Annotated in this window: 7 protein-coding genes and 1 pseudogene; 5 read left to right on the top strand and 3 right to left on the bottom strand. The window is 31.0% G+C overall.

Features of this window, described 5'->3' with window-relative positions; genetic code table 11:
* Positions 1-215 precede the first annotated feature (215 nt).
* Positions 216-644 (top strand): hypothetical protein, encoded by a 429-nt coding sequence (locus BSU00_RS12380; RefSeq protein ID WP_105004659.1) that lies wholly within the window; start codon positions 216-218, stop codon positions 642-644.
* A 39-nt stretch (positions 645-683) separates the two neighbouring features.
* Positions 684-797 (top strand): annotated as a pseudogene (locus BSU00_RS13555) (IS110 family transposase); the annotation flags it as partial.
* Positions 798-844: 47 nt separating this feature from the next.
* Here the strand turns inward: BSU00_RS13555 and BSU00_RS12370 are convergent.
* Positions 845-1,273 carry a DUF2927 domain-containing protein gene (locus BSU00_RS12370; RefSeq protein WP_255402355.1) on the bottom strand — a complete coding sequence of 143 codons (429 nt, stop codon included), beginning with the start codon at positions 1,271-1,273 and terminating at the stop codon, positions 845-847.
* Between the two features lie 142 nt (positions 1,274-1,415).
* Between BSU00_RS12370 and BSU00_RS13785 the strand changes: the two genes are divergently transcribed.
* The 3 genes from BSU00_RS13785 (at position 1,416) to BSU00_RS14140 (ending at position 5,726) form a co-directional block, all read left to right on the top strand.
* Positions 1,416-5,291 (top strand): T9SS type B sorting domain-containing protein, encoded by a 3,876-nt coding sequence (locus BSU00_RS13785; protein WP_105004657.1) that lies wholly within the window; start codon positions 1,416-1,418, stop codon positions 5,289-5,291.
* 188 nt (positions 5,292-5,479) lie between these two features.
* Positions 5,480-5,647, top strand: a complete 168-nt coding sequence (locus BSU00_RS13540; protein ID WP_233188737.1) for a hypothetical protein — start codon at positions 5,480-5,482, stop codon at positions 5,645-5,647.
* Between the two features lie 7 nt (positions 5,648-5,654).
* Positions 5,655-5,726 (top strand): hypothetical protein, encoded by a 72-nt coding sequence (locus BSU00_RS14140; protein ID WP_369820340.1) that lies wholly within the window; start codon positions 5,655-5,657, stop codon positions 5,724-5,726.
* 51 nt (positions 5,727-5,777) lie between these two features.
* Here the strand turns inward: BSU00_RS14140 and BSU00_RS12355 are convergent, their stop codons facing one another.
* Together BSU00_RS12355 and BSU00_RS12350 are read right to left on the bottom strand one after the other, a co-directional pair.
* Positions 5,778-6,128, bottom strand: a complete 351-nt coding sequence (locus BSU00_RS12355) for a hypothetical protein (protein ID WP_105004656.1) — start codon at positions 6,126-6,128, stop codon at positions 5,778-5,780.
* Between the two features lie 160 nt (positions 6,129-6,288).
* Positions 6,289-6,510, bottom strand: coding sequence for a PLDc N-terminal domain-containing protein (locus BSU00_RS12350; protein ID WP_105004655.1), 222 nt, complete (start codon positions 6,508-6,510; stop codon positions 6,289-6,291).
* Between the last annotated feature and the right edge of the window lie 22 nt (positions 6,511-6,532).

Raw genomic sequence — 6,532 nt, 5'->3', positions numbered from 1 at the left:
CTAGAAAAAGAGCAGCAGACTAAAAAGCTTCCAAAACTCAAAGCAAAAACAAACAATATAACCCGAGACGAGGCCATACAGTATTTACTGAAAAATGTCTTTTGACTAGAGTAGAACTAGCTATAATGCTAAGAGGTATTTTGTAGTAAAAAACAGAAAAAAAGCGTGTTTCACTAAAAATTAAGCGTAAATAAACGTTCGTTTACGGATACATTATGAAAAAGAGTCAAACTTGTAAGCATTGTGGGGAGTACTTTACCCCAAATAGAAGAGGAGTACAAAAGTACTGTTCTAATTCGTGTAGGTCACTAGCGTGGCGAAAATCGAAAACTAAACCCAAAGAAAATACTCTAGCTGGGATAATTCGAAAGGAAAAAGAAAAAAAGCAGGCAGAAACTTCAACGAATCCAAAAGATAAAATATCCTTTGCAGGAATTGCCAATGCCACCATTGGTTCTGGAATTGCTTCTATCGCAGGTTCTTTATTTACTCCCGAGGAAAACAAACCCGCCACTAAAAAGGATATTAAAGCGTTACAGGCAAGTTTATTAAAGCGCTATTTACCGATTAGAAACATGGCTCCAAACGCCAAAGGACAATACCCGTATTACGATTTTGAAGTAAAGGTGGTGGTTTTTAGGTAGGGTGCTATTTAATAATTAAATTGTTTCTAAAGGTAAATTAAAAAACTTGCTTTAATAGCAGTATGCAATAAACTATTAAAACAAGCATTTTCTATCGTTAAAAACGGTATCCCATACCATGGAGAATATAAAAGTATTTTAGTTATAAATTAAAGCTTTTTTACTTGGTTTTTACCTCAGTTATTTGTTGTATGCCGTTTTTATTTTTTCAAAATTTGCTTTATTACTTTTTCAGCTTTGTTATAGTCAAGTCCTGGTTTCATTTTTGGATTATACAGTATTTTTATAATTTCTTTATCCATTTTGGAATATTCAACTGTAATAATGCTATCTACTTTATTTTCATAAAAAACACTATTAGAATATTTCTCCAAATTATTCATTAAACCTATACTTTGTGTTATTTCCTCCAAAATAGTTGTTTCAATAGATTCTTTTGGTTGTAGAATATCAATAAAAATTCTTGCGTCACTAATATTGAACGTTTCTGTGTCAAATCTAATATCTGCTATTCCATTAATTTCTGTTTCAATATTCTCAAATAAGTCAGGCATTAATGGTTCCAATCTCTCCCTTTCCATTAAAATAATAAATGCATTACCATTTTTAGGGTCGTCTATTAATTGGATGTGAAATTCATCCTTAGTCAGACTCTTTCGGTTTTTCTCTTCGGTTTGTATTTAATAAATTAGCTCATTTAGATTGAGGAGTATTATATTTTAATGTAAAGATTTAAATAGCTATTTCTCTCTTTATTTGTATAAAATTATTATGATAAAAAATCTATTTACCCTACTATTATTTTTATTTTCTTCTTCACTTCTTTCTCAAAACGAAGCAGATAACTGGTATTTTGGCATTAATGCAGGTTTAAATTTTAATTCAGGAACCCCAATAGTTCTAACAGATAGTCAACTAGCTACAGAAGAAGGCTGTGCAACTATTTCAGATCAAAATGGTAATTTGCTCTTCTATACAGATGGTAATACTGTTTGGAATCGTAATCATACAATATTATCAAATGGCACAGGGTTATTAGGAGATGAATCTAGTACTCAGTCTGCAATTATAATAAAAAAACCAAATGATAACTCTATTTATTATGTCTTTACGGTTGATGATACAGGAGGGGAAAATGGGGTAAATTACTCAGAAGTAGACATGACTTTAGATAATGGTTTAGGTGGTGTAAATTCTAATAAAAACATTCAACTACATACACCTACAAGTGAAAAATTAACAGCAATTAAACATCCAAGTAATAATGAATTTTGGGTTTTAATACATTCAAGCATCTCAAACACTTTTTTGTCTTATAAAATTAATTCATCTGGAGTCAATTTAACACCAGTTATTAGCAATGTGGGAGAAGAATTGAGTTTCGATAGTCAAGGAGTGCTTAAATTTTCTCCTGACGGTACAAAGGTTGCGATGTGCTCTAGTGATTTCGGTCTTGAATTATTTGATTTTGATGTTGATTCTGGCATAGTTTCAAATGCAAGAACTCTTTTAGATTCAAATCTAACTTACCCTTGGTTTTATGGAGTAGGTTTTTCTTCTAATAGCAAAATATTGTATGCCAGTCAACAATATGTTGGAGTTTTTCAATTTAATTTAGAAGCCGGTTCTACATTTGATGTTGTAAATTCAAAAATACAAATTGCTGACTTAAATAATATTTCGAATAATGGAAATTTTGGATCTTTACAATTGGCTTCAGATGGGAAAATTTATGTTGCTAGATATTCTAGTTTATCCTTAGATGTAATAAATAACCCTAATGATATTGGTATAAGTTGTAATTATAGTTACTCTGCAGTATATTTAGAAGGTAATGAATCACGTTATGGACTGCCTCCTTTTATTCAATCCTATTTTAATATAAACAATGTAACCTATACTAACACTTGTTTTGGCGATACCACTGAGTTTACTTTAAATAACACAGTAGATTCAGTAATTTGGGATTTTGGTGATCCAACTTCAGGTGCAAATACCACAAGTACGTTAACAAATCCAACCCATGTATTTACTGCTCCAGGAACTTATACCGTTACTACAACTACAACTTTAGGTACAGAAACAAGTACCATAACCACAGAAGTGGTTATACATGAGCAACCTACAGCCACCCAACCTACCAATATGTTGGTTTGTGATGCCAGTAATAATGGTTTTCATAATTTTAATCTAACCACACAAAATTCAGCCATTTTAAATGGTCAAAACGCAAGTGATTTTAGTGTAGCTTATTATGCGAGTATGACAGATTATCACAATGACAATCCAATACCAGACTTTACAAGCTATCAAAACACGACAGCTTACCAATCTCAAACTATTATTGCGAGTGTAAAAAATAGAAGTAATACCTCTTGTGAAGCTACAATAACATTTAGCATTCAAGTTTTTGAATCACCAAGACCAGCATTACCTGCTGATATTCCTAATTTATCAGATTGCGATAATACTTCAGTTGGTACAGATACAGATGGACGAATAGAATTCGATTTAACGGATAGAGATACTACCATTTTAAATGGTCAATCCAACACGAATTTTGAAGTGAGTTACTTTACAGATGCTGCATATACCATGCAAATTCCAACTTCAGATGTTACAACTTTTGAAAATACAAGCAACCCACAAACTATTTATGTTAGAGTAACCAATATAAATAATACAACCTGTGTAGAAGACACTTCATTTGTGCTAGAAGTGTTTGAATTACCAACTGTAACTCCAGTAGTTGCTTTAAGACAATGCGATGATGATATTGATGGTTTTAGTTTTTTCAATTTAACAGAAGTAAACGAAGAAATAATTACAAACTCATCAAGCTATACAATTACGTATTATGAAACCCAAACATTAGCAGAAAGCGGTACTTCACCCATAACAAATTTCACAGTTTATGAAAATGAAACCGCAAGTACAGATACAGTTTGGGCACGTATTGAAAACGCAAACGAATGTTTTAGAACGAGTCAAATCAATTTGCTTGTCTCAACTACACATATTCCATTAACCTACATTAGAGAGTTTTATAAGTGCGATGATGGAACAAATACTTCAGATGGAATAGCAACTTTTGATTTTAGTCAAGTAACTACGGAAATTGAAAGTTTTTTTCCAGTTGGTCAACAACTGATTATAAAATATTATCAATCAGAAGCAGAAGCATTGACAGAAGAAAATCCAATACCAGATGCAGCTATTTCTAGTTATCAAAACACAGCGAGTCCAAATATTCAAGATATTTATATTAGAGTTGATAGTGCAATTGATAATGATTGTTTAGGGTTGGGACATCATATTACCTTAAATGTAGTATCGCAACCTGTTGCAAATTCAGTAACTATTAATCCAGAATGTGATAACGATAGAGACGGTTTATTTACTTTCGATACATCCACTATTCATAGTACACTTGTTGGTTCACAAACCAATGTAACTGTTACCTATACAGATGAAAACGGAGTAGCTTTACCAAGTCCTTTACCAAATCCTTTTTCAACAGAAAGTCAAGCTATTACCGCAAGAGTTACCAATAACACAAGTCAAGATCCAGACGTACAATGTTATGTCGAAACTACTATTGATTTTGTAGTAAATAATGTACCCATTGCTAACCCAATAGCACCTTTAGAACAGTGCGATGATGATACTGATGGAATTATTGCTTTTGATACTTCAGCAGTGGAGAGTACCATTTTAGGAACTCAAACAGGAATGGTTGTAAAATATTTTGATGAAAACGGAACAGTATTACCAAGTCCATTACCAAACCCATTTACCACAGCATCACAGACCATAACTGTTCGAATTGAAAATCCACTTTATGCAGTTTGTTTTGAAGAAACCAACGTCGAATTTATTGTACGAGAAAAACCTATTGTTAAGATTGAGCCAGATACAATTATTTGTATGACAGCTACACCGTCAAAAAATATTTCAGTAGAAAATCCAAATTCAACATATACCTATACTTGGTACAATCAAAATGGCATACAAATAGGAGAAGGAGAAGCCATTACAATTAATCAAGGTGGGGTTTATTCGGTTATAGGAACTTCTCAGTTTAATTGTGATTCTGAAAGAGATGAAATTATTGTAATAGAATCAGAAGTGGCTACTTTATTAGTGGAGAATATTCAAATTACAGATGATTCTAGCAATAATACTGTTGAGATAAATACAAGTAATTTAGGAATAGGGAATTATGAATTTGCGCTTTTAGATATAGATTTAGACATTGTTTACAGTTTTCAAGACAGTCCTATTTTTACAAATTTAGTAGGAGGCGTTTATACTGTTCAAATAAGAGACAAAAATGGTTGTGGAATTGAAGAGCAAGAAATTTTGGTAATTACTTATCCAAATTTTATCACCCCAAATAATGATGGTCATAATGATTTTTGGGAAATTAAAGGTTTTAGTACAAGTTTCTATCCTTCAAGCAAAGTATATATCTATGATAGATTTGGAAAGGTAATAGCAGAATTACCTGCTGAAAACCCAATATGGAATGGTGATTATAATGGGAAACCAGCACCTTCAAACGATTATTGGTTTTCGGTTCAGCTAATAGATAGTAATGGAAATATTAGAACCAATAAAGGACATTTTAGTTTATTGAGAAAGTAATATATAATTACTGATCGGTTACTATACTTTAAAACCTACTCAAAAAAATGAGTAGATAAATTGTTATGAAAGATAATCAACTTAGAACGAATGGTTAGATCCTATTAAAGGTCTTAAAAAGCTCTTGCAAAAAAATAGTTTTCCGTTTAGAATGATATATTTGATGACATATTAAATAGTCACAATTTATGAAAAACCAGCTACGAGCCATAATAGAAGATAATACAACAAGAAAAGGAAGGATTTTTGATTACTTTATTCAAGGTTTAATTTTTATTTCCTTAATTTCATTTTCTATCGAAACACTTCCTGAAGAAAGGTACCCCTTTCTTCAGACAACTATTCAACATCATTAATTAATATATAAATTGGTATAATAACTGTAGAATACATTCAGCAATAGATTATAAAACGCCTGCTGAAAAAGAGTTATAAATAAGAATTAAAAACAACCAAAATGCAGCATGAAAAATAGTACCAAATTTATTAGGTAGTCCACTCTTTATTATCAATTCGTTTGAGGTTGATATATCTTTTTAAGATACGATCGGAATCATCTACTGATGTTATCCAATAAATGGTTGAATATTTAGGTGAGTGTAAAATATAATAGTCAGCAAGTTCATTATTCCAATACTTGTCGATATGAAATACTTTTATTTTTTCGTTTAGTTTCCCATTTACATATGAGTCCACTTCAATTGGTTTACCGATAAACCTCGCAGAACCTAATGCCCATTTTAAAGTAATCGGATTATTAATTGAAGTGAATCCGATTGTAATTACAGCAAGAAAGACAATCAAAATAAAAACATATTTTTTCTTTTTAATAATCATTTTCTCAAATTGGTTACAACGTCTCTGTGTAATGTTAGTTGCTTGGTTAAGGAACCTAATTTAGGAATTACAAACCGAATAGAAAATCGCAGCGAATATTTCACAGATATACTATATGAAAGCAATTAATTTTACACAGTGTTGGCTTTTAGTGCTTCTACTAGTTCAACTTCAATTTCTTATTTTTACCAATATATAAGTATAATAACGAGCCAATAAATGGAATCAAGATGACTACTAGAGTCCAAATTATTTTGTCATTTTGCGCAAACTTATTTTTAAAAATATCAATCAAACAATAAATCCAAAGACCGATTGATAAAATAATTAAGGTTTGCCATATAAAAAGCGAAATTGAGAAATCATTAAATTTGTTATACATAATATTTAGTTAGTTTTTTTTT

This window comes from Tenacibaculum sp. SG-28 (assembly GCF_002954385.1).
In the GTDB taxonomy this organism is placed as follows: domain Bacteria; phylum Bacteroidota; class Bacteroidia; order Flavobacteriales; family Flavobacteriaceae; genus Polaribacter.
The sequence above is the reverse complement of the archived record's forward strand: the minus strand, read 5'-3'. Positions and strand labels throughout refer to the sequence as shown.